This window comes from Streptomyces actinomycinicus, from assembly GCF_016741775.1.
GTDB lineage: Bacteria > Actinomycetota > Actinomycetes > Streptomycetales > Streptomycetaceae > Streptomyces > Streptomyces actinomycinicus.
Map to the genome: position 1 here is coordinate 1 of NZ_JAERRK010000082.1, position 466 is coordinate 466.

A 466-nucleotide genomic window follows, 5' to 3' on the forward strand; every position below is an offset into this window, starting at 1 on the left:
TGGCAGACCGGGCCGGTCGTCTGGGGCACGCCCGGCACCAACGGGCAGCACGCCTACTACCAGTTGATCCACCAGGGCACCAAGCTCATCCCGGCGGACTTCATCGGCTTCGCCGAGCCGGTCGCCGAGCTGAGCGGGGAACTCAAGGCCCAGCACGACCTGTTGATGGCCAACTTCTTCGCCCAGACCCAGGCGCTGGCCTTCGGCAAGACCGCCGAGGAGGTCCGCGCGGAGGGCGTGCCCGAGGAACTGGTGGCGCACAAGACCTTCCACGGCGACCGGCCGACGACGACGATCCTCGCCCGCGAGCTGACCCCGTCCGTGCTCGGCCAGCTGGTCGCCCTCTACGAGCACAAGGTGTTCGTGCAGGGCGCGGTCTGGAACATCGACTCCTTCGACCAGTGGGGCGTGGAACTGGGCAAGGTCCTCGCCAAGCGGGTCGAGCCCGCCCTCACCGAGGGCGCCG

General features: G+C 69.5%; 1 protein-coding gene. It reads left to right on the top strand.

The annotated features are described in order from the left end of the window. A partial coding sequence (locus tag JK359_RS38590) for a phosphoglucose isomerase-related protein (protein ID WP_504739962.1) occupies positions 1-466 on the top strand: 466 nt, incomplete at both ends.